This is a genomic window from Streptomyces sp. Root431, assembly GCF_001426585.1.
In the GTDB taxonomy this organism is placed as follows: domain Bacteria; phylum Actinomycetota; class Actinomycetes; order Streptomycetales; family Streptomycetaceae; genus Streptomyces; species Streptomyces stackebrandtii.
This window is the reverse complement of record NZ_LMEI01000013.1, coordinates 762,891-782,535: the sequence shown is the minus strand read 5'-3', so window position 1 is coordinate 782,535 and position 19,645 is coordinate 762,891. Positions and strand designations below refer to the sequence as shown.

General features: G+C 73.8%; 16 protein-coding genes, 1 tRNA gene and 1 riboswitch. Of the genes, 5 read left to right on the top strand and 12 right to left on the bottom strand.

Annotated elements, in window-relative coordinates:
* Positions 1–100: 100 nt before the first annotated feature.
* The 3 genes from lhgO (at position 101) to ASC82_RS29045 (ending at position 3,528) form a co-directional block, all read left to right on the top strand.
* The gene (gene lhgO, locus ASC82_RS29055; protein WP_056654424.1) at positions 101–1,285 is read left to right on the top strand and encodes an L-2-hydroxyglutarate oxidase; all 1,185 of its coding nucleotides are present in this window, start codon (positions 101–103) and stop codon (positions 1,283–1,285) included.
* 159 nt (positions 1,286–1,444) lie between these two features.
* A complete protein-coding gene (gene trmB, locus ASC82_RS29050) occupies positions 1,445–2,164 on the top strand; it encodes a tRNA (guanosine(46)-N7)-methyltransferase TrmB (RefSeq protein ID WP_242427823.1) in 720 nt (239 codons plus the stop codon).
* A 56-nt stretch (positions 2,165–2,220) separates the two neighbouring features.
* On the top strand, positions 2,221–3,528 hold the full coding sequence (locus tag ASC82_RS29045; RefSeq protein ID WP_107105992.1) for a PrsW family intramembrane metalloprotease: 1,308 nt from the start codon (positions 2,221–2,223) through the stop codon (positions 3,526–3,528).
* A 31-nt stretch (positions 3,529–3,559) separates the two neighbouring features.
* Here the strand turns inward: ASC82_RS29045 and ASC82_RS29040 are convergent, their stop codons facing one another.
* The 9 genes from ASC82_RS29040 to ASC82_RS29000 all read right to left on the bottom strand — a co-directional run bounded on the left by ASC82_RS29040 (position 3,560) and on the right by ASC82_RS29000 (position 11,866).
* Positions 3,560–4,507 carry an aldo/keto reductase gene (locus tag ASC82_RS29040; protein WP_056654173.1) on the bottom strand — a complete coding sequence of 316 codons (948 nt, stop codon included), beginning with the start codon at positions 4,505–4,507 and terminating at the stop codon, positions 3,560–3,562.
* A gap of 70 nt (positions 4,508–4,577) precedes the next feature.
* Positions 4,578–5,771, bottom strand: coding sequence for a M23 family metallopeptidase (locus ASC82_RS29035; RefSeq protein WP_056654169.1), 1,194 nt, complete (start codon positions 5,769–5,771; stop codon positions 4,578–4,580).
* Between the two features lie 11 nt (positions 5,772–5,782).
* A riboswitch (cyclic di-AMP (ydaO/yuaA leader) is annotated at positions 5,783–5,929 on the bottom strand.
* 201 nt (positions 5,930–6,130) lie between these two features.
* A complete protein-coding gene (locus ASC82_RS29030; protein WP_056654165.1) occupies positions 6,131–7,399 on the bottom strand; it encodes a PP2C family protein-serine/threonine phosphatase in 1,269 nt (422 codons plus the stop codon).
* Between the two features lie 165 nt (positions 7,400–7,564).
* A complete protein-coding gene (locus tag ASC82_RS29025) occupies positions 7,565–8,785 on the bottom strand; it encodes an MFS transporter (RefSeq protein ID WP_056654162.1) in 1,221 nt (406 codons plus the stop codon).
* Positions 8,782–9,822: a PLP-dependent cysteine synthase family protein gene (locus tag ASC82_RS29020; protein WP_056654159.1), complete on the bottom strand. Its 1,041-nt coding sequence runs from the start codon at positions 9,820–9,822 to the stop codon at positions 8,782–8,784. Before ASC82_RS29020 ends, ASC82_RS29025 begins: the two co-directional genes overlap by 4 nt.
* A 72-nt stretch (positions 9,823–9,894) precedes the next feature.
* Positions 9,895–10,257: a hypothetical protein gene (locus ASC82_RS29015; protein WP_056654157.1), complete on the bottom strand. Its 363-nt coding sequence runs from the start codon at positions 10,255–10,257 to the stop codon at positions 9,895–9,897.
* Between the two features lie 142 nt (positions 10,258–10,399).
* Complete coding sequence (locus ASC82_RS29010; protein WP_056654154.1) at positions 10,400–11,140, bottom strand: MerR family transcriptional regulator; 741 nt, start codon at positions 11,138–11,140, stop codon at positions 10,400–10,402.
* A gap of 106 nt (positions 11,141–11,246) precedes the next feature.
* Positions 11,247–11,320, bottom strand: a tRNA-Met gene (locus ASC82_RS29005).
* 51 nt (positions 11,321–11,371) lie between these two features.
* Positions 11,372–11,866 carry a rhodanese-like domain-containing protein gene (locus ASC82_RS29000; RefSeq protein WP_056654151.1) on the bottom strand — a complete coding sequence of 165 codons (495 nt, stop codon included), beginning with the start codon at positions 11,864–11,866 and terminating at the stop codon, positions 11,372–11,374.
* Positions 11,867–12,060: 194 nt separating this feature from the next.
* Here ASC82_RS29000 and sigJ point away from each other — a divergent pair, with 194 nt between their 5' ends.
* Both sigJ and ASC82_RS28990 read left to right on the top strand, forming a co-directional pair.
* The gene (gene sigJ / locus ASC82_RS28995; protein WP_056654147.1) at positions 12,061–13,005 is read left to right on the top strand and encodes an RNA polymerase sigma factor SigJ; all 945 of its coding nucleotides are present in this window, start codon (positions 12,061–12,063) and stop codon (positions 13,003–13,005) included.
* 104 nt (positions 13,006–13,109) lie between these two features.
* Positions 13,110–14,420: a DUF1254 domain-containing protein gene (locus tag ASC82_RS28990; RefSeq protein WP_056654144.1), complete on the top strand. Its 1,311-nt coding sequence runs from the start codon at positions 13,110–13,112 to the stop codon at positions 14,418–14,420.
* A gap of 22 nt (positions 14,421–14,442) precedes the next feature.
* Here ASC82_RS28990 and ASC82_RS28985 read toward each other — a convergent pair whose 3' ends face one another.
* From ASC82_RS28985 to ASC82_RS28975, 3 genes are all read right to left on the bottom strand, one after another.
* Positions 14,443–15,036 (bottom strand): phosphatase PAP2 family protein, encoded by a 594-nt coding sequence (locus tag ASC82_RS28985; protein ID WP_056654142.1) that lies wholly within the window; start codon positions 15,034–15,036, stop codon positions 14,443–14,445.
* A gap of 19 nt (positions 15,037–15,055) precedes the next feature.
* A complete protein-coding gene (locus ASC82_RS28980; protein WP_056654418.1) occupies positions 15,056–16,414 on the bottom strand; it encodes a diacylglycerol kinase family protein in 1,359 nt (452 codons plus the stop codon).
* Between the two features lie 146 nt (positions 16,415–16,560).
* A complete protein-coding gene (locus ASC82_RS28975) occupies positions 16,561–19,503 on the bottom strand; it encodes a LuxR C-terminal-related transcriptional regulator (protein ID WP_056654139.1) in 2,943 nt (980 codons plus the stop codon).
* Positions 19,504–19,645: the final 142 nt, after the last annotated feature.

The window sequence follows — 19,645 nt, the reverse complement described above, 5'->3', positions numbered from 1 at the left end:
CCGGATCCACGTGAGCTGCGTCTCGTGAGGGCTCGCGAGGTTTCGCGGGATTGTCAGTGGGCCAGTGCACTATCGGGGTGGGAGGTGACAGGTGGCGCTGGTGTTTGACTGTGACGTGCTGGTGATCGGCGGCGGGATCGTCGGTCTGTCGACGGCGTACGCGCTGACGCGTGCGACCCCCGGCACCCGGGTCACGGTCCTGGAGAAGGAGCATGCCCCCGCGCGGCACCAGACCGGGCGCAACAGCGGGGTGATCCACAGCGGGATCTACTACCGGCCCGGCTCGCTCAAGGCGCGGTTCGCGGTCGAGGGCGCGGCCGAGATGGTCAAGTTCTGTGCGGAGTGGGACATTCCGTACGAGGTGACGGGCAAGCTCGTCGTCGCCACCTCGCGCGAGGAGCTGCCCCGGCTGCACGCGCTCGTGCAGCGCGGCAGGGAGAACGGCATCCCGGTGCGGGAGCTCGGCCCGGCGCAGATCAGCGAGTACGAGCCGCGGGTGCGCGGGCTGGCCGCGATCCACGTCGGCACGACCGGCATCTGCGACTACACGGCCGTCGCCGGGCGCCTCGCGGAGGCCTCGGGGGCGCGGATCCTGTACGGGGCCGAGGTCACCGTGATCGACCGGCGCCCGTGGGGCGTCGCCGTGCGCACGGCGGACGGCCGGATCGTGCGGGCGCGGGTCCTGGTGAACTGCGCGGGGCTGCACTGCGACCGGATCGCACGGCTCGCGGGCGACGACCCGGGGATGCGGATCGTCCCCTTCCGTGGGGAGTACTACGAGCTGGCGGACCCCTCGCTCGTGCGGGGCCTGGTCTATCCGGTGCCGGACCCGGCGTTCCCCTTCCTCGGGGTGCATCTGACCCGGGGCATCGACGGCGGCGTCCACATCGGGCCGAACGCGGTGCCGGCGCTCGCCAGGGAGGGATACGGCTGGTCCGTCGTCCGCCCGCGCGAACTGGCCGGCACGCTGGCCTGGCCCGGCTCGTGGGCCATCGCCCGCGACCACTGGCGGTACGGGGCGGGCGAGCTGCGGCGCTCGCTGTCGAAGCGGGCCTTCACCGAGGCCGTACGGAGACTGCTGCCGGTCGTCGAGGAGTCCGACCTGCGGCGCGCGGCGCCCGGGGTGCGGGCTCAGGCGGTGCTGCGGGACGGGACGCTGGTCGACGACTTCCTGATCCGGGAAGCGCCCCGGACGGTCCACGTGCTGAACGCGCCCTCGCCGGCGGCGACGGCCTCGCTGCCGATCGGCCGGGAGGTGGCCCGGCGGGCGCTGGCGCGGCTGTAGCTCCGCGAGCTGGTGGGTGTGGGGCCGCTGTCGGCTCCACGCCGCCGTCACCATCTGCGGGGCGATCGTAGAATCGGGGGCATTGTGTCTGAGCAGCCAGAGAACAGCCCGCGTCCCGTCGCCGACCCCGCCCAGCCCGTCGCGCGGCGGGGCAGTCGGATGTTCGCCCCCGGTGAGGGGCCCCTGCCCGATCCCGCCGGAGCTCATCACGAGCGGCGGATCCGGAGCTTCCAGCCGCGCCGCAGCCGCGTCACGTACGGGCAGGCCGAGGCCATGCTGAAGCGGTGGCCCGACTGGGGCCTCGACATCGACGGCAAGCGGGTCCTCGATCTGGGCGAGATGTTCGACGGGCTCCCGGTCGTCCTGGAGATCGGCTTCGGCATGGGCGAGGCGACCGCGCAGATGGCCGCCGCCGACCCCGGCACCGGCATCCTCGCCGTGGACGTCCACACCCCCGGCCAGGGCAATCTGCTCGGCCTCGCCGACCGGAACGGCCTGACCAACGTCCGGGTCGCCAACGGCGACGCGATCATCCTGCTCCGCGAGATGCTCGACAAGGACTCGCTCGACGGCTGCCGCGTCTACTTCCCGGACCCCTGGCCCAAGGCCCGCCACCACAAGCGGCGCCTGATCCAGCCCGAGTTCCTCAGCCTGCTCGCGACCCGGCTCAAGCCCGGCGGCGTCCTGCACTGCGCCACCGACTGGGAGTCGTACGCCGAGCAGATGCTGGAGGTCCTCTCCGCGCACCCGGACTTCGAGAACACCCGCGAGGACGGCGGCTTCGCGCCCCGCCCGGACTTCCGGCCCGTCACCCGCTTCGAGGGGCAGGGCCTGGACAAGGGACACGTCGTGCACGACCTCCTCTTCCGGCGGAAGTGACACGGAGTACGGAACTCCTTCGCCCGGTGTCGGTGCGGGTCGTTAGGGTCGCTGACGTGTCGAACCCCGCTCCCGTCCCGCACCGGGACACCGAAGAGCCGGCCTTCGCGGTCGCCGCCGACCGGTCCCAGTGGCGCTACCGGCCCCGCCGCGCCTTCTGGCGCAGCCGACTGGTCCGGGCCGTCGCCGTGATCACCCTGCTCGCGCTCTGCGCCCTGGTCATCCTGGCGCTGGTCCGCGAGCAGACCGGCACGCAGGGCTTCCTCGTCGGCCTGGGCCTCGCGGTGCTTCCCGTACCGCTGCTCATGGCCGCGTTCCGCTGGCTCGACCGGGTCGAGCCGGGCCCCTGGAAGAACCTGCTCTTCGCCTTCGCGTGGGGGGCCTTCGCCGCCGCGCTCGTCGCGATCCTGGCGAACTCCTTCGCGGTCCGCTGGATCGCGACGGCCACCGCCGACCCCGACTCGGCGGACACCCTCGGCGCCACCGTGATCGCGCCGGTCGTGGAGGAGACCGCGAAGGCCGCCGCGATCCTGCTGCTCTTCCTCTTCCGCCGGCGGCACTTCGGCGGACTCGTCGACGGGGTCGTCGCCGCCGGGTTCACGGCGACCGGCTTCGCCTTCACCGAGAACATCCTCTACCTCGGCAACGCCTTCGGGGAGGACCAGCAGTTCGGCTCCACCGGCATCGGCTCGGTGACCGCCGCGACCTTCTTCGTACGGGTCGTGATGTCGCCGTTCGCGCATCCGCTCTTCACCGTGCTCACCGGCATCGGCTTCGGCTTCGCCGCGCTCGCGCCGCGCGGGAAGCGGCTCCGCCGGGTGCTGCTGCCGATCGCCGGGCTACTCCTCGCCATGGGCATGCACGCCGCCTGGAACGGCGCCGCCACCTTCGGCGGCCCCCTGGCCTTCTACGCGGTGTACGGCTGCTTCATGGTCCCCGCCTTCGCCCTGCTGACCTGGCTCGCCATATGGAGCCGGCAGCGCGAGCTGCGCACGATATCCGGTGAGCTCCCGGCGTACGCGGCGGCCGGCTGGCTCTCCCCCGCCGAGCCGCTCGCCCTCTCCTCGATGCGCGCTCGCCAGGTGGCCCGCGCCTTCGCCGCCCGGACGTACGGCCCTCCGGCGGCGCGGGCCGTCGGCGAGTACGAGTCCTTCGCGACGACCCTCGCGTTCCTCCGGGACCGGGCCCGGCGCGGCACGGCCGGACCCGATTTCCCGGCCCGGGAGGAGGAGCTCCTGCACCACCTCTGGCAGCGCCGGGCGGTCGCCTCCCCCGCGCTCACGTACGCGGCGCGGGCGACGGGCCGGGTGTGGGCGCCGCCGCAGTACCTCGACTACGGCGGCTACAACCCGTACCGCAGTTAGGGCCGGACAGACTCCGGTCCGATCGGTCCGGTCAGAGCGCCGACGCCTCCGTCAGGAGCGTCAGCTCCGCCTCCGTGAGGGTGAGGTCCGCGGAGGCGACCAGGGCCGGGAGCTGCTCGACCGTACGGGCCGAGGCGATCGGCGCGACGACGGTCGGCCGGGAGGCGAGCCAGGCGAGGGCGACGGTGGCGACCTCGGCCTCGTGCGCCTCGGCGACCGCGTCGAGCGCGGAGAGCACGGCCCGGCCCCGCTCGGTGTCCAGGTGCTCGCCGGCTCCGGAGGCGCGGACGCTGTCGACGGTGGTGCCGGGGCGGTACTTGCCCGTGAGGAAGCCGGAGGCGAGGCCGAAGTACGGGACGGCGGCGAGCCCGGCGCTCTCGACGGTCTTCAGGAGCGGGCCCTCGTAGGTGTCGCGCGAGACCAGGTTGTAGTGCGGCTGGAGGGCGACGTAGCGGGCGAGGCCCTCGGACTCGGCGAAGTCGAGGGAGGCGCGCAGCCGCTCGGGGGAGATGTTGGAGGCGGCGACGGCCCGCACCGTGCCGTCCTTCACGAGCTGGTCGAGGGCGGTGACGATCTCTTCGACCGGGACGGTCTCGTCGTCGAAGTGCGTGTAGTACAGGTCGATGTGGTCGGTGCCGAGGCGGCGCAGCGATTCCTCGGCACCCGCCTTGATGGTGGTGGCGGAGAGCCCCTTGTACCGGGGGTGGGCGCCGACCTTGGTGGCGACGACGATGTCGTCGCGGTTGCCGCGGGAGGCGAGCCAGCGGCCGATGACGGTCTCGGACTCGCCGCCCTCGTTGCCCTCGGCCCAGGCGGAGTACATGTCGGCGGTGTCGACGAAGTTTCCGCCGGCGGCGGCGTAGGCGTCGAGGACGGCGAAGGACTGGGCCTCGTCGGCGGTCCAGCCGAAGACGTTGCCGCCCAGGGCGAGCGGGAAGACGTGCAGGTCGGAAGAGCCCAGCGGGCGGAGGGAGGTCATGGGGTGATCAACCCTCCGCGCCACCGGGCGTATTCCACGCGAGATGCCCGAGGGGCATCGGCACGTCAGGTCAGATCGACAGGCCCTTGGAGCGGAGCCAGGCCGCCGGGTCGATGCCGTCGCCGCCCGGGGTGTGGACCTCCATGTGGAGGTGGGCGCCGGTGACGTTGCCGGTGGCGCCGACGCGGCCGATCGTCTCGCCGGTGGTCACGGTCTGGCCCGCGGCGACCGTCATGGAGGAGAGGTGGGCGTACCAGATCTCGGTGCCGTCCTCCATCTCCAGGACGACTCGGTAGCCGTAGGAGCCGGACCAGCCCGCCGACTTGACGGTGCCGCTGTGGACCGCCTTGAGCGGGGTGCCCGTGGGGGCGGCGAAGTCGAGGCCGGTGTGGTAGCCGGAGGACCACATCGAGCCGGACTGCATGTAGGTGGCGCTGAGGGAGTACGAGGAGAGGGGCATCGAGTAGCTGGCGGCGAGCTGGGCGAGGCGCTCGGCCTCCGCCTCCGCGGCCTTCCGCTCGGCCTCCGCCTTGGCTTCCGCCTCCGCCTTGGCCTTGGCTTCCGCTTCGGCCTTGGCCTTCGCCTCGGCGGCCGCCTTCTCCGCCGCCTCTGCCTTGGCCTCGGCCTCGGCCGCCGCCTTCTCGGCAGCGGCCTTCTCCGCGGCGGCCTTCTCGGCGGCGTCGGCGGAGGCCTGCTGCTGCTCGGCCTGCTGGAGGATGCGGGCCCGCAGGACCTCGCCCGCGTCGGCGACGCCGCCGCCCGGGGCGGTCTCGGCGGTGGCGGTCTGCGGGGTGTAGGCGGCCTGGGCGGTGCGGGTGGCCGTCCCGGTGCCGTCCGTCTTGTCGGCGGACGGGGTGACGTACGTGGCGGCGGTGAGCGGGTGCGCGTTGCCGCCGGTCGCCTCGATGGTGTCGCGGAGCTTCTCGTCGGCGTCGTCGGCGAACAGCCCGCCGACGCCGGGGAGGTCCTCGGCCGCCGGGAGGTTCAGGTCCGGGAGGTCGGGGAGCGATATCGCGACCGGGGGCTTCTCCTGCGCGGTGGCGAGGCCGCCCGCACCGACGGCCGCGATGACGCCGACGCCGAGGACGGTGGAGGAGCGGGCGAAGTTGGAGCGCTGCTTGACGACCCGGTGCCGGCCGCCGGAGCGGCTCTCGGCGCGGAGGGAGCCCTCGGTGGGGTTCCACTCGGTGTCCGGAGCGGCAGGACCCGCACCACCACCGAAGGCATCGAAGGGGGCTTCGGGTGCGGGAGTGTTGGACGCCACGGGGGCGCGCTCCTTTCCTTCCTTCTCGCCTACCGGGTTAGCTGACGGGTTCGGAGCAGGAAGGTCTCCTACGGGCACGGTCGCACGGGTGCGAAAGGCCCGATTCACCCCAAGTAGTGGTTCCCCGGTTCCTTTTCAGGATTCGGCGCGTGCGCACGGTGCCGCCTCTTGCGACGGCTGGGACGACCGCGCTGCGTTATCGAACGTTAATAGACAGGGGGGTCCTATTCCAAGCTGTTCCCGGTGATCGTTCATTGAATTGGTCGAGAATCGCCCGAGTTGACCCCCCTTCAGCAAGGCACGGTCAAACTCTCGCGATCTGACGTTATGTCAATTGTTATCGCAGTGACACTCCTCGACTACGCCTGGTGACCGCGCTCGCCCGGCGGCACCACCGGCATCGTCCGGCGCCTCTCCTGCTGCCCCGCCGCCGGCCTGCTCAGCGCGAGCAGCGCCATGTCGTCCGTCGACCCGCCGCCCGTGTGGAGCCGTACGTCGTCCACGAGCGCGTCGAGCAGCTCCTCGGGCCCCGGGAAGATCCGCCCGGCGAGACGGGCCGCCGGATCGTAGAAGGCTCCCGCCGCGTCCCGCGCCTCCGAGAGGCCGTCCGTGTAGAAGAGCAGCGTCGCGCCCGGCGGGTACGGCCGCTCCTCGGCCCGGTCCGGCCACACCGCCAGCTCGCCCATGCCGAGCGGCAGCGCCGGCTCCGCCGGATCCAGCACGTCCAGCTTCCCGTCCACGTACAGCAACAGCGGGGGCGGATGACCGCGGTTGACGAGCCGTACGATCCCGCCGCCCCCCTCGCTTCCCTCGCCCCCGTCGCTTCCCTCGCCTCCGTCGCCGCCCTCGCCCCCGTCGCTTCCCGCGCCCGGGCGCGGGATCTCCGCCAGGACGGCCGTCGTGAACCCCTCGAAGGCGTCGAGCCCGTGCCTGCGGGTCCCCTCCCGGGCCAGCGCCCGCTCCAGCCGCTGCGCCACCTCCTCCAGGCTCCGCTCCTGCTCGGCCGCCTCCCGGAACGCCCCGATCACCACGGCGACGGCCTCGACCGCGTCCATCCCCTTGCCCCGGACGTCCCCGACGACGAGCCGCACCCCGTGCGGGGTCTCCTGCACGGCGAACAGGTCGCCGCCGATGAACGCGTCCGCCTGCGCCGCCTCGTAGCGGGCCGCGCACTGCAGCCCGCCGATCCGCTCGGCGGGCGTCGGAAGCACCGCCTTCTGCGCGGTCTCCGCGATGACCCGCGCGGAGGCCAGCCGCTCGCCGCTGCGCCGCACGACGCGGTTGATGAGGAGAGCGAGCACGGAGACGGTGACGACGGTGAGGGTCTCGGTGAGGGCCGGGATCCCCGACACCGTGCCGTTGTAGACGTGCAGCCCGACGGAGGCGAGGACGGCGGCGATCCCGGTGAGCAGGGTCGTGAGCATCGAGAAGAAGGGCGCCGCGATCAGCGGGGCCGCGGAGAAGAGCGGGGCCGCCGTGTACGCGGGCGGCGTCGCCAGGTCGTAGACGACACCGCCCACGATGATCAGCGGGGGCAGCGCACGGAGGAAGCGCCGGGCCCCGCCGTACGGGCGACGGCCCTCACGGCCCCGCCGCCCGCCGCGCGCTGCTCCTGGGGGCTGCCCCACCTGTGCTCTCCTGCCCGGTCCGTACCGGCCACGGTGTTCCGTACCGCGCCCTCCCAGCGTGGCCGCCCCCGCACCCGGCGGCGACCTCCACGGGGCCGACTGGCGTACGCCCCCGGAAGGCCCCGGGAGGCCGCGGACAGGCCCCGGCCCGGACTCGGATGGCCCTTAAGCGGCGTCCGGCGGCGCCGCGAGGCGTCCGCCGCGGGCGAGGAGGGCGACCGCCGCCGCGCACACCAGGCCCACCGCGCACAGGGCAAGCCACGGCACCACCGACCACCCGGTGACGTCGAGCAGCGCGCCCGTCCCCAGGTTCCCAAGGGTGATCCCGATCCCGCAGACCGTGTTGTAGAGCCCGTAGTGGGTGGCCACCCAGCGCCCCCGGGAGAGGGCGACGACGGTGTCCATCTCGTACGGGTAGAGCACGGCGTTCGCGACGGCCAGGACCGCCGCGCACAGCAGCAGCCCGGCCACGCCCCGGCCCAGGGCCGCCGGGATCAGGAAGGCCCCGCCCATCAGCGCGAGCCCGAGGACCAGACACCGCTCGCGGTCGAGGCGGCGCCGGCACCAGGCCGTGATCCGCAGCTGCCCGGCAAGCGCGACCAGCGCCGAGACGACGAACAGCGCCGTCGTGAGCCCCGTGCCCTCCGCCGCGAGCGGCAGCGCCAGATAGACCTGGAAGGACAGCACGTACGAGCCGGTCATCGCGAGCGAGAAGAGCCAGAACGTCCGGTGGGAGAGGACCGTGCGGAACTGCCCCCGCTCCCCCCGGTCCCCGGAAACGCCCCGCACGGGCAGATGCCGGAGCTGTACGAGCGTCAGGCCGGCGAACAGGACCGCCGCCACCGTGCACGTCAGCCGGAACGACACCCCGGTGAGCGCCACCCCGACGAGCGGTCCGAGCAGGATGCCCGCCTGGTAGTACGCGTTGAACAGCGCGAAGGCCTGGACGCGCCGCTCCTCCCCGGCCTCCGCCGCGAGGCAGGCCCGGACCGCCGGGTTGAACAGCGCGCCCGCGAGCCCGGTCGCGAGGGAGGCGGCGATCAGCATCGGCAGCGACTGCGCGAAGGCGAGCGCCCCGAAGCCGACCGTCCGCAGCGCGCAGCCGGCCACGATGAGCGGCTTGAAGCCGAGCCGGTCGGCGAGCGCCCCGCCGACCAGGAACATGCCCTGCTGGGAGAGGTTCCGGGCACCGAGGACGAGCCCGACCGCCCAGGCCGCCATGCCGAGCCCGTCCGCGAGGTGCGCGGCCAGGAACGGCATGAGCATGTAGAAGCCGAGGTTGATGGTGAGCTGGTTGAGGAAGAGCAGCCGCACGGCCGGATCGAAGGTACGGCTCTGCTTCCAGATGCCCCCCTGGGGAGGCGCGGGCGTGGTGGTCGTGGTCAACGCACGGCCCCCGACCGGTCCAGGACCTTGCGGGTCCAGCCGTCGACGCGCGCGCCCGCCTCGTACGCGACCGGGTCCTCCCGTACCGGCCCGTCGAGGAGCCCGTGCGCCGCGCAGAACTCGTCGTTGAAGACGGTGTCGAAGTACCGCTGCGGCCCGTCGGGGAAGACGGCCGCGATCCGCGTCCCGCGCGGCCGGGTGCGGGCCAGCCACCCGGCGACGAGCGCGACCGCGCCCACGCTCCAGCCGCCGGTGGCGAACTGACGCGAGGCCAGCCGGCGGGCCGCCCGTACCGCCTCGGCGGGCGCCACCCAGTGGACCTCGTCGAACGCCCCGTGGTCCACGTTGGCCGGATGGATGGAGGAGCCGAGGCCGCGCATCAGCCGGTTCCCGGCGGGAAGCCCGAAAACGGTGGAGTCGACCGAGTCCACGCCGACCAGCTCCAGGGCGGGGCTGCCGCCGGCGCGCAGCGCGCGGGAGATGCCGGCCGAGTGGCCCCCGGTGCCGACCGCGCACACGAGCACGTCGATCCGGTCCAGCTGCTCCGACAGCTCGGCGGCGAGCCCGCCGTAGGCGTCGCAGTTGTCGGGGTTCCCGTACTGGTTGGGCCACCAGGCCCCGTCGAGGCGCACGAGCAGCTCGGCGACCAGGTCCATCCGGGCCTGCTGCCAGCCGCCCCGCGGGCTGGGCTCGGCGGCGACGTGGACCTGCGCGCCGTGGGCGACGAGCATCCGCTCGACGATCGGTTCGAGGCCGGGGTCGGTGACGACGTGCACGGGGTGGCCGTGGAGCACCCCCGCGAGGGCGAGTCCGAGGCCGAGCGTCCCGGAGGTCGACTCGACGATCGGCGCGCCGGGCCGCAGCTCACCGCGGCGGCGGGCCTGCTCGACCATGTAGAGGGCGGCGCGGTCCTTGATGCCGCCGAAGTTGAAGCCTTCGAGCTTGGCCCAGTAGCCGTCGTCCGTCCAGAGGACGGGGGTGTTGCCGACGGTCTGGACGGCGATGGGCAGGGTGTTGCCGAACAGGAGACTGTTCATGGGGTACGTCCTTGAGGTGGTACGCCGGAAGGAGCCTGGTCACGCGTGCGCGGGGCACGCCGGGGACCCGGCTCAGTTCCGGTCCACTCCGAGGGCGATCAGCAGCAGGCCCGGCTCGGGGCCGGGTCCCGCCCGGCCCCGGACGCAGCGCGCGCGGGGGTCGGTGCGGTGGTCCGCCTCGTACGAGGACGGGGTGACGGTCCCGGCCTCCGGCGCGGCGACCTGCGGGGCGGCGGTCTGCGCGGGCAGGTGGGCGTCGAAGGACCAGGCCTCCCCGGGCCGGTCGCAGCCGTGCGGCAGGGCGGGGGCGGAGACGGTCGCGGTGCCGGAGGCGGGCAGGACGTGCCCGTGCGCTCCGTGGCAGACGCTCATCACGAGGGCGAGGAGCGCGAACAGGACGAGGACGGCGGGCGCCCGCCGTCGCACGTCACTCACGCCTTCGTCACTCATGGTGCGCGTGAGACTACGGTGGGGTTCCGCTCGCCCGCAAAGCGACGGGCGCGGTTTTTGGCCACCGCTTACTTCCGGTACTTCCGTGTGCTTCCGGTACTTCCGGTGCACGCCGGGGCGGTCGTGACTACAGGTTCCGCTCCGCGTAGACCGCCATCGCGTCCCGGACGAGGACCGCGGTGCCCTCGCCGTGCTTGTCGTAGTTCACCGTGAAGCGCGGGTCGTCGACGTACATGCGGCCGAGGCCGATCACGTACTCCTTGGTCAGGGTCGAGGTGGCCGACAGCCAGGCGATCTGGCGCCGCGTGATCGCCTGCACCTCGTCGCTGTCGGCGGCCAGGCCGTCCCGTACCGCCTGCCCGAAGTCGCGGGCGATGCCGGCCTGCTCGTCCAGGAACGCCTTCTTCTGCCCGTCGTCGAGCGAGCGCCACCAGCGGTCGCCCTTCTCGTACGCCGCGCGGCCCCAGCGCTCGGTCACCTCCTCCTCGTACCGCGTGTGGTCGAAGCCGTCGAAGACTTCCTCTGCCATGAGCTCTTCTCCCTTCTCGGTCTTGTGGAGAGTGGTGCGGACGGCCTCGATCTGCCGGCCGATGCGCTCCCGCTCCTGCTCCAGGAGGAGCAGGTGCGTGCGGAGCGCGGCGGACGGGTCGCTCTGCCCCTTCAGGACCTCGGCGATCGCGGGCAGCGAGAGCCCCAGCTCGCGCAGCAGCAGGATGCGCTGCAGACGCACGAGCGCCGCCTGGTCGTAGTACCGGTAACCGTTCGCGCCGATCCGGCTCGGCTCCAGCAGTCCCCGCTCGCCGTAGTGGCGGAGGGTGCGGCTGGTGGTGCCGGCCTTCTTGGCGATCTCTTGGATCGACCACTCCATGCCGACAACGCTAAATCTTGACGTTGCGTCAAGGTCAAACCGACGAGTGCGGGGGAACGACGAAGGCCCGGATCCATAAGGATCCGGGCCTTCGTTTGCTACTGAGTAGCGGGGACAGGATTTGAACCTGCGACCTCTGGGTTATGAGCCCAGCGAGCTACCGAGCTGCTCCACCCCGCGTCGGTAAACACGACTCTACGTCATGACCGGGGCAAAGACGAAATCGGTTTCTCAGCAGCCGCAGTCGTCGGAGTCCACCGGCGCCGTGAGCGGGTCCGCGGCCTTCTCCGCGGGCCCTTCCCACGTCTCGTACGCAAAGCCCTCGCGCACCCAGTACTCGAACCCGCCGAGCATCTCCTTCACCTGGAAGCCCAGCTGCGCGAGGGCCAGCGCGGCGCGCGTGGCGCCGTTGCAGCCGGGGCCCCAGCAGTACGTGACGACCGGCACGGACTTGTCGAGCAGCTGCTCGGCCTGCTCGGGGATGAGCGCGGTCGGCAGGTGGATCGCGCCGGGGACGTGCCCCTGGTCCCAGGAGGCGGTGGAGCGCGAGTCGATCACGACGAAGCCCGGGTCCGTGCCCTCGGCGGTCGCGGCGGCCAGGGTGGAGGCGACGTCGGAGACGTCGGCGTGGAAGGCGAGGCCGGCGGAGAAGTACGCGGCAGCGGCGGCGGGAGAGGCCGGCGGGGTGCGGAGTACGGGGTTGACCTGCGTCGTTGTCGTCGTCATGGTGATCAATCTACGGACGAAGATCACCGCGCTGAAGTGGCGATTCACGGCGGTCGGGGGCCTCGGCCGGGGAATCCCTGGCGTTCGCTACCGGGCGCAGGGGATCTCACGCAACGAGACGGTTCCGGCCGGTGGAAGGCTCTGGGCGGCCCGGGCTCGTGTCACATCCGCAGGGTTCCATCCGTCATGACGGCATGACGGGACGCGAAGGGGGAGATGGACGAGTGAACGCCGAACTGGACCACGGCAAGGAAGCACTGGCCCGGCGGTTCGAGGCCGACCGGGGGCACCTGCGGGCCGTGGCCTACCGGATGCTCGGCTCGCTGAGCGAGGCGGAGGACGCCGTCCAGGAGGCCTGGTTCAAGCTCAGCCGCTCCGACGTCAGCGCGGTGGAGAACCTCAGCGGCTGGCTGACCACGGTCGTCGGCCGCGTCTGCCTCGACATGCTGCGCTCCCGCGGCTCGCGCCGCGAGGACCCGCTGGAGTACTACGTCCCCGACCCCGTCGTCCGCGTCCACGACGCCACCGACCCCGAGCACACGGCGGAGCTCACAGAGTCCGTCGGCCTCGCGCTCCTCGTCGTCCTGGAGACGCTGTCGCCGGCCGAGCGGCTCGCGTTCGTCCTGCACGACATGTTCGCCGTCTCCTTCGACGAGATCGCGCGGATCGTGGACCGCACGCCGGCCGCGACCCGCCAGCTCGCCAGCCGGGCCCGCCGCCGGGTGCAGGACGCCTCGCCCGCCGCGGGGCCGGACGCGCGCCGCCAGCGGGAGATCGCCGACGCCTTCCTCGCCGCCGCGAACGGCGGCGACTTCGAGGGGCTGCTCGCCGTCCTCGACCCCGACGTGGTGCTGCGGGCGGACGGCGGCAAGGTCCTCGCGGCCGCCTCCAAGGTGGTGCGGGGCGCCGAGGCCGTCATCTCGCAGGCGCTCATGTACGCGAAGTTCCGCCAGGCGGCGCTGCCGGTCGTGGTCAACGGCTCGCCCGCGTTCGTCGCGGTCGTCGACGGCCGCCCGACCGTCCTCATGGCGTTCACGATCGCCGAGGACCGGATCGTCGGGCTCCAGATCCTGGCGGACCCGGAGCGGCTCGCCACGCTCGGCCTCACGGACGAGGATCTGGCCCGCGCGACGTTCTGAGGACGGCCCCCGGGCGCTGGGCACCGCATGCGAGAGGGGACCATTCGTGCGATTTTGTACGAGTTGGTCCCCTCTCGTTCGTCGACCCCGCAAAGGTGGCCGTTGTGCAGCCGACCCCCGAGGAGGCCCGCCGGACGGCGGCCGACGCCTGGATCTGGGGCTACCCGCTCCTCGAGAACTACCGCACGATGTACGCGCAGGCCATCGACGCCGACGACCCCCGGTACGTGGGCGGATTCGGGCGCTTCCGGCACTACGCGGAGCCGTTCACCGCCGCCAACACCGACGTCGTGACCCCGAACAACGACACCCCGTACTCCTGGGCCTGGCTGGACCTGCGCGCCGAGCCCTTCGTGGTCTCCGTCCCCGAGATCGACCGCTACTACGTGCTGCCGTTCCACGACCTCGACACCTCGTACGTCGGCTACGTCGGCGCCCGGACCACCGGCCGGGAGGCGGGCGACCACCTGCTCGCGGGCCCCGGCTGGACCGGCACCGTGCCCGAGGGCATCACCGGCGTGCTGCGCGCCGACACCTTCCTCGTCGGCATCCTCGGCCGCACCTACCTGTCCGGCCCCGAGGACGTGCCCGCCCTGCGCGCGATCCAGGAGCGGTACGTGCTCCGCCCCCTCTCCACGTACGAGGACACGGCCGCGCCGCACCCCGTCGACGAGCCGGTCTGGCCGGTCTGGCGCGAGGAGGACCTCGGGAACGTCGAGTTCTTCACGCTCCTCGACTTCCTGCTCCGGTTCTTCCCGGTCCTGGAGGAGGACCGGGAACTGCGCGAGCGGCTCGCGGCGCTCGGCGTCTCCGGCTCGGGCGAGTTCGAGCCCTCCGCGCTGGCCCCCGGCATTCGTACGGCCGTCGAGCAGGGCATCGCCGACGCCCGCGCCCGGCTGGAGGACGCCGAGCGGGACGCGATCGACTCCAGGCGGTGGTTCGGCACGCGCGCCGAGCACGGCACCGACTACCTGACCCGCGCGATCGGCGTCGACAAGGGCCTGTACGGACTCCCGGCCGCCGAGGCCTGGTACGCGGGCTGGGCGCAGGACGACCGGGGCAACCGGCCGCCGAACGCCGCCCACCACGCGTACACCGTCCGCTTCGCACCCGGTCGGCTCCCGCCGGCGCGCTTCTTCTGGTCGGCCACGATGTACCGGCTGCCCGAACGCCTGCTCGTCGACAACGAGATCGACCGGTACTCGATCGGCGACCGCACCCCGGGACTCGTCCACGACGACGACGGCGGGCTCACCCTGTACGTACAAAAGGACCGCCCGGCCGACCCCAAGCAGGCCGCGAACTGGCTGCCCGCCCCCGACGGGCCCTTCACCGTCGCCATCCGGGTGTACGGCCCCGATCCGTCCGTCCTGGACGGCGGCTGGCGGCTCCCGCCGCTGACCGTCACGGACTGACGGCGGACCGCCTCACCCGAGGTCACTTCTCCTTGGCGGTAATCCAGTTCAGGGCCGTCAGGGAGACGGCCGCGCTCGCGACACCCAGGACGGCGCCCGCGACGACGTCACCCGGGTAGTGCACCCCGGTGTGCACCCGGGAGTAGCCCACGGCCACCGCCAGCGCCCCGAGCGGCACGGCGACGCCGGGCATCACCACCCCCACGGCAGCGGCGAACGCGACCGCCGACGCGGTGTGCCCGGAGGGGAACGAGGCCGATTCGGGCATCGGGACCTGCCGGCTCACCACCACCCGGGCCGCCTCCCGGTCCGGCCTCGGCCGGCGGACGAGCCGCTTGCCCAGGATGTTGGCCGAGGCCGAGGCCACGGCGATCGCCCCGGCGCCCGCGAGCGCCGCCCGGCGGGGCCGGCCCGGGACGAGGGCGAGCGCCGCGGCCACGCCGAACGAGATCTTGGAGTGGTTCGCCGCGGTGGAGAGCCTCCGCAGCGCCGTGTCGAGCGTGGGCGTGGGGGTGGCGGCCACGGCGGCGTACACGGCGCCGTCGACGGCCCGGAGGTCGTGCAGGACCGCCCGCAGGGTCTCGGGCTCGGCCGTCTCCGCTGTCATGTCCGTCATGCGCCGCTCCTTGGGTTGTTCAGGGGGTACGAGGGGTGTCGAAGGCGAGCGTGGTGATCCGCCGCCAGTCGAGCGGCGGCAGGGGAGGCACCGTCCCCGGCCGGTCGCGGGGGACGAGGACCCGCAGGGCGCCGGGGCGGAGGGTGCAGACGACCGGGGTGGGCAGGGTCAGCGCCTCGCCGTCGACGGCGACGGAGATGAGATCGCCCTCCACGCTGCTTCCGGGGTTGCCCACGACCTGGACCTTACGGGCCGTCAGCACGTTCAGGCCGGACGCCTGGGTCCCCAGTACCGCCAGCTCGGCGGCCTGCGCGGCGCCGTCCACCCGGATGCCGATCACCCCGAGCTCGCCCCGGTCGAGGCGCGGCCGGTGGGCGGAGGCGACACCGAAGGGATCGGGCGCGGCGTAGGGGTTGTTGCTGACGAGGAGCGCCTGCTGGGCCGGGAGCCGGACGGTGTCGACGGTCGCGTCGAGGCGGCGCCCGCCCTCGCCGCCCTGGAGCAGGTCGGGCAGGACGTCGACGGCGGTGCCGGCCTTCGCGTCGCGGTACTCGGGGCGCTGGACGACGTCCGCGTACACCCCGAAGGAGACGGTGTTGACGAACGGCCGCCCGGCGACCGAGCCCAGGTCGACCCGGAGCTCCTCACCGTCGGTCAGCGCGTCCAGGCAGGTCGCCGGGTCGGTGCGGTCGAGGCCCAGGTCCATGGCGAAGTGGTTGCGGGTGCCCGCCGAGATGACGAGGAACGGCAGGTCGTGCTCGGCCGCCACCGCGGCGACCAGCGCCTGGGTGCCGTCGCCGCCGGCCACGCCGAGGAGGTCGGCGCCGTCGGCCACGGCCTTGCGGGCGAGCGCGGTGACGTCGGTCTCCGCGGACAGGTCGAGCAGGACGACCCGGGCGCCCAGCGCCTCCGCGCGCGCGACGAGCCCGAAGCGGCCGACCTTCCCGCCGCCGGACTTCGGGTTCATGATCAGGACGGGCCGCCGGGGACGGACCGCGGGCACGCCGCGCATCAGCGCGTTCCGCTCCCGGTCGGGGCGGCGCAGCGCGGTCCGCGCGCAACCGAGCGCCACGCCCCAGAGGCCGAGGGCCACGAGCGCGTTGCCCCAGACGCCGCCGACGACGTACAGGACGAGGACGGCGAGCGGCGCGCCCACGGCGAGGATCGCGCCGAACACCCGCACCGGCCCGCGATGGGCGAGGAACCACCAGATGCCCATGGCCGAGGCGACGAGTCCGACGATCCCGGTCAGCAGGATCAGGATCCCGCTCGTCAGGGCGGTCAGGAGCGCCACGACCGCACCGGCGGCCGCCGCCAGCGCCCATCGGGCCAGCTGCCGGGCCGACTCCGTCGGTTCACCGGGACCGCTTGCCGTCACCGACCCCACCTCCACGCTCCGGATCCACATTCCCTCACGGTCCCCCATCTCGCGCCCCGGGAAGACCCGTTCGAAGGAAAAAGATCAAGAAAGGGATGGGGAGGGCCACCAAGGAAGACCCGCGAACGGTGAGCGTGGTTGCTCCTTCACCGCACCAAACCCGACTCGGCCAGGGCCGCCGCACCGGCGGCGGCGTGCTCGCCACCGGCGAGGAGCAGCGTGCGCGCCGCCTGGTAGCGGCTGCCGGCGGCCTCGAACGCCTTCGCCGTGGCGAGGAGTCGCGGCCGGTCGCCGTCGAGCAGGGCGTCGGCCCGGTCGACGTGGGCGGTGGCGACCGGGTTGCCGGCGACCAGGGAACGGGCGGCGGTCGTCCGGGCCCGGGCGTCCGGGTGCCCGGCGAGCACGGACGCCTCCGCCCGGAGGGCCACGTACCAGTGCAGCCAGATCCAGGTGACCCACTTCCACACCTGCTCCGGCTCCGGCGCGAGCCGGTCGAGGGCCTCGGCGGCGTCCCCGTCGTGGAGCAGGACCATGGCGTCGAGGATCGCGCCGTAGCCGTGGCGGTACTCCTCCGCCGTACCCGCCCGGTCGACGATCCCGAGCCACTCCGCACGGGCGGCAAGGTCGCCGCGCAGGCCGTGGACCATGGCGACGGAGGCGGCCGCGGGGCCGAGGGAGAAGGACTGCTGACGCCCGCCCCGCTCCCACGCGTCCAGGAACCGCCCGCTGCCGGTGAGCACCTCGCCGCCCCGGCCGGCGAACGCGTCCGCGACCAGGAGCCAGGACGTGGCGTGATGGCCCACCTCGGCGAGCAGCGGATGCCCGGCGAGCTGCCGGCCCCAGCGGCGTGCCTCCGCGAGACCGCCCGCGCCGAGGGCGGTCCCGGAGGCCATGGCGAGGGCGTCGAGGAGCTCGTGGGTACGCGCCGGGGTCGGCGGCAGCGGGGTCAGGAGGTCGATCCGGCGGCGCGCGGCCGCCGCGGCGCCGAAGCTGTCACCGGCCCAGCTCCGGGCACCGGAGAGCGCGTCGAGAGCGGCGGACTCGGCCACCGGGTCACCCGCGCGGTGCGCGAGCGCGACGGCCCGCTCGGCGAGGGCGATCGTCTCCTCCACGGTGTTGTCGGTGGCTCCCTGGACGGCCCCGAACGCATCCGCGAGCACGGCGGCCTCGGCGAGCGCGACGGCGGCGGAGGCGGAGGGGTCGGGGGCGGGGACACCGCCGGGGTCGGAGGTGGGGACATCGCCGGGGCCGGCGGCAGAATCGCTGCCAGGGCCGGAGCCGGCGACAGGCACAGCGCCGGGACCGGAGCCGGCGGCGCGGTCGGAGGCGCGGACAGCGCCGAGGTCCGGGGCGGGCCCAAGGCCGCCCGCACCCGACAGCTCCCGCGCCTCCGTGAGCATCGCGGACGTCTCCTCCACCGCCGGGATCCGCGTGAACTCGCTGGAGAAGCGGTACGCGACGGTGGCGGCGGCCGCCAGGTCGCGGCCGGTGCCGGCGGGGTCGCCGGCCCGGCGGGCGGCCTCCGCGGCGGCCCGGTGCAGCCGGAACATGTCGTCGCCGAGTCGCCGGCACCCGGCCACCGCGGCGGCCAGCCGCAGGGACTCCCCCGCGTCGGCGTCGGCACCGGCGAGCGCGGCGGCCTGCTCGTACCGCTGCTGGGACTCGCCGGGCAGATTGCGGGTGAAGGCCGACTCCGCCAGGGACAGGGCGAGCCGGTGGGCGTCCGCGCGCAGCCGCGGCTGCTCGGCGGCCCAGGCGAGGGCGGCCCTGAGGTCCTCCGCCACGGCGTCGAACCGGGCGCGCCAGTCCGCGCCGCCGGCGTCCAGGAGCCCGGCCGCCCGGTCCAGGCACCACTCCACGTGCCGCATCCGGACGGCCTCGCTCTCGCCGGCCTCGTCGAGGCGCTCGGCGCCGTACTGACGGATGGTCTCCAGGGCCCGGTAGCGGGTGCCGTCGGCGGACGCCGTGACGGTGAGCAGGCTCTGCTCGGCGAGTCTGCCGAGCCCGTCGGCGACCGCGCCGGGGTCGAGCGGGGCGAAGCCGGCGAGCTCCACGGCCGCTTCGGCGGTGAAGGGCACCACGAAGACCGACACCCGGCGCAGCAGGGCCCGGTCGGCCGGTTCCAGCAGGTCGTGGCTCCAGTCGAGGACCGCCCGCACCGACCGGTGCCGGTCGGCGGCGCGGGGCCCGCCGGCGAGGATCCTCAACTGGTCGGAGAGTCCGGCGACCAGCCCGTCGAGCCCGAGCGTGGGGCAGCGCGCCGCCGCCAGCTCGATGGCGAGGGCCATGCCGTCGAGCCGCTCGCAGAGGGCGACGACCGTGTCCCGTACGGACGGGTCCCACGACAGGCCGACCGCCGCCGACCGCTCCAGGAAGAGCTCCACGGCCTCCGAGTCCCCGCCCCCGGCCCGTGACAGCGGCGGGACGGGGAAGACCCGCTCGAACGGCACCATCAGCCGGGCCCGGCTCGTCACGAGCACCCGCACGCGCGGGCAGGCCGCGAGGAGCCGCTCCAGGAAGGGCGCCACCCCGTCGCGTATCTGCTCGCAGTTGTCCCACACGAGCAGCGCCTGACGGTCCGCCAGTACGGCGAACACCGAGTCGTCGATGCCGCGCCCGGGTTGCTCGCCCACGCCGAGGGCGGCCGCGACGGCCGCACCGACCCGGCCCGGATCGGTGACCGGGGCCAGGTCGACGAACCAGACCCCGTCGGCGAAGTCCCCGGCCAGCTCCGCGGCGACGGCGAGCGCGAGCCGTGTCTTCCCCACGCCCCCGGGGCCGACCGCGGTGACCTGCCGGTGCTTCTTCAACGCCTCCGCGAGCTCCCCGCGCTCCCGCACCCGGCCGACGAACGCCGTCAGCGGCGCGGGCAGCACCGGCACCGCCATCTGTACGGGAGCGAACTCGGCCGCCCGCCGCGAGAGCGCCCGCCGGTCCGGCACCGCGAGCTTCCGCAGAAGCGAGGAGACGTGCGACTCGACGGTCCGTACGGAGATGAACAGCCGCGCGGCGATCTCCGCGTTGCTGAGGTGCTCTCCGAGGAGAGCGAGCACGTCGGCTTCCCGGGACGAGATCACTGGAGTGGACACGCCTCATTATCGGCTCGGCCACGGCACGCGTACGTGGTGTTTCCGTAGTGCTTTCCGTGGTCACCACGGAGGCGCGCCCGGCCCGCCTGACGGAGAGTGGAACCACGGCGAACACGCCACGGAAGACACCGATCCACAGGAG

What these genes read in the sequence shown, in the direction of transcription:
- sigJ (WP_056654147.1), top strand. Translation starts at nt 12,061, where the DNA reads ATGACGGGACGCGAAGGGGGAGATGGACGAGTGAACGCCGAACTGGAC.
- ASC82_RS29010 (WP_056654154.1), bottom strand. Translation starts at nt 11,140, where the DNA reads ATGGAGTGGTCGATCCAAGAGATCGCCAAGAAGGCCGGCACCACCAGC.
- ASC82_RS28985 (WP_056654142.1), bottom strand. Translation starts at nt 15,036, where the DNA reads ATGACGGACATGACAGCGGAGACGGCCGAGCCCGAGACCCTGCGGGCG.
- ASC82_RS29040 (WP_056654173.1), bottom strand. Translation starts at nt 4,507, where the DNA reads ATGACCTCCCTCCGCCCGCTGGGCTCTTCCGACCTGCACGTCTTCCCG.
- ASC82_RS29000 (WP_056654151.1), bottom strand. Translation starts at nt 11,866, where the DNA reads ATGACGACGACAACGACGCAGGTCAACCCCGTACTCCGCACCCCGCCG.
- trmB (WP_242427823.1), top strand. Translation starts at nt 1,445, where the DNA reads ATGTTCGCCCCCGGTGAGGGGCCCCTGCCCGATCCCGCCGGAGCTCAT.
- ASC82_RS29020 (WP_056654159.1), bottom strand. Translation starts at nt 9,822, where the DNA reads ATGAACAGTCTCCTGTTCGGCAACACCCTGCCCATCGCCGTCCAGACC.